1 protein-coding gene and 1 pseudogene are annotated in these 2420 nt (G+C 45.2%); both read left to right on the top strand.

Going from position 1 to position 2420, the window contains the following annotated elements:
* Positions 1-646 precede the first annotated feature (646 nt).
* The gene (gene ltrA / locus DXD65_RS20795) at positions 647-2299 is read left to right on the top strand and encodes a group II intron reverse transcriptase/maturase (RefSeq protein ID WP_005647985.1); all 1653 of its coding nucleotides are present in this window, start codon (positions 647-649) and stop codon (positions 2297-2299) included.
* Positions 2283-2420: pseudogene (locus DXD65_RS21440) on the top strand (conjugal transfer protein TraG); the annotation flags it as partial. The gene ltrA and the pseudogene DXD65_RS21440, both read left to right, overlap by 17 nt.

Below are 2420 nucleotides of genomic sequence, written 5' to 3'. Positions count from 1 at the left end.
TGGGTGTGACCTGTAAAGTCGCGTAATTGATTGTTAAACAGTGATATTAGTTGCATGATTTAACCCGCTGTTCCGTCAGCGGTAGCCTACTATAAGGTGCATCTCCAGTGATGGGTTGTGCCAAGCTTATAGGACAAAGTACACTCTCCGAAAGGACAAGACTGAACCGTGAGGGAACGTCAAGGGCGGTTAGTATCATACTGCCGAGTGGCGAGGCTGGATAGCATGGTTAACATAAGTGAACTGTCTTTAGCCATCGTGAGGTTTGAAGGAGCGGAAGATACTTTAGCTCTCACCAAAAGGTAAGCAGTCGGATAACCCCTGCCCATGTTGGGGTTACACGGACATGGCACTGCCGGTGGACTTGACAGAACCTAAACTATCCTTTTGTCAATTACGTGGAACAGGGCAAGCCTGTATCTCTCTCGTAACAACGCGAGTAAGCGAACCGCAAGGCAAGCCGAAAGGGGTGCAGGTATGAGATAACGGAGAAAGCGAACGCCTCCCTGTAATGGGGAGGATACGGATTGAATCGACATCACGGGCTGATTGTGGATAACATCATCCGACACGAAAGTGGGCAGACTTCCGTATATGGTAACTCTTTACAAGATAACTTTTAGAACTTTCAAAAGGAGGAAAGCAAATGAACGAAACTAAGACATCGTGTGCGCCTGCTGACAACAGGAATCTGACTTGGGACGGTATGAACTGGTCCAAGTGCGAAGCCTATGTCCGAAAGCTTCAAGCGCGTATTGTAAAGGCTCAGAAAGAAGGCAGACATAACAAGGTGAAAGCCTTGCAATGGATGCTCACTCACTCTTTTTACGCCAAGGCATTGGCTGTAAAGAGGGTTACTTCCAACAAAGGGAAGAAAACGTCTGGAGTAGATAAACAGCTTTGGGACTCTCCCAAGCGCAAGTACAAAGCAATCAGTGAACTGAAACGCCGTGGCTACAATCCGCAGCCACTCCGTAGGGTTCACATCAAGAAAAAGAACGGTAAACTCCGACCGTTGGGAATACCGACCATGAAAGACAGGGCGATGCAGGCTTTATATCTCATGGCATTGGAACCGATAGCCGAAACGACAGGCGACCGTTTCTCCTACGGCTTCCGAAAGAAGCGCAGGACAATGGACGCAATCCGTCAGATTGATACGGTTTTAAACCGCCAACATTCTCCCGAATGGATTTTGGAGGGAGATATAAAAGGCTGTTTCGACCACATCAGCCACGACTGGCTCATTGAGAATATCCCTATGGATAAGACAATACTCAGAAAATGGTTGAAATGTGGAGCTGTGTTCAACGGAAAACTATTCCCGACAGAAGAGGGTACGCCACAAGGAGGTATCATATCACCGACACTTGCAAACATGGTACTTGACGGGCTTCAGCCGCTCTTGGCTAAAAGATTCAAAAGACTATGGCGTAACAACAAGACATTCCATTACAAGGTAAATCTTATTCGCTATGCTGACGACTTTATAATCACAGGCCGAGATAAGGAACTATTGGAAAACGAAGTCAAACCAATAGTGATAGAATTTCTCAAAGAAAGAGGTCTTACCTTATCCGAAGAGAAAACTACTATTACGAACATATATGACGGATTTGATTTCTTGGGTTTCAATGTAAGGAAGTTCGGCAAAAAGCTATACACATCTCCGTCCAAAGACGCACAGAAACGCTTTAGGGCAAAAATCAGTGACATAGTCAAAGGACATAAGATGTGTAAGCAGGAATCGCTGATACGAATGCTCAATCCTGTAATCACAGGATGGGGTAACTATTACCGATATGGTGCATCGACCGATGCTTTTCATGGTTGCGACTACCACATTTATAATCTCACGAAGAAATGGGCCTTACGTCGTCACCCTAAGAAACGCAAGTCTTGGGTCGCAGACAGGTATTGGCATGAAATTCGGGGACGCAAATGGACGTTTGCGTGGAAATATGAAACGAAAAGTATGAAAGTGAACTACCTGACCCTTAAAAGATTGTCGGATATACATTATACTCCGTACAAGCAAGTCAAGGGAGAGGCAAATCCTTTTGACCCGGAATACGATGATTATTTCTCTCAGCGTAAGGAGCAACAAATGCTGGAATCTCTCAAAGGACGTAAGTCTCTCTTATATTTATGGAACAAGCAGAACCGGATTTGTCCGTTATGTGGCAAGGAAATAGACTGTACAAAAGCATGGAACGTCAACGAAATATCTGTTGGTGGTTCGATTGTACGGCAACTTGTCCACAACAACTGCTACAAGCGAAATAAACGAAAATGTTGAAAGTATGAGCCGATTTCTAACAACAAATAGAAATATTGAGTTGCTTGAGCCGTATGAGGGGAAACTCTCACGTACGGTTCTTAGGGGAGAAGGGGGCAGCAATGCCCTTGACTTACCCGAT

The sequence above is a fragment of the Bacteroides sp. 4_1_36 genome (assembly GCF_003466325.1).
Classification (GTDB): domain Bacteria; phylum Bacteroidota; class Bacteroidia; order Bacteroidales; family Bacteroidaceae; genus Bacteroides; species Bacteroides uniformis.
Note: the sequence above shows the minus strand (reverse complement) of the source record. Positions and strands in the feature narration are given on the sequence as shown.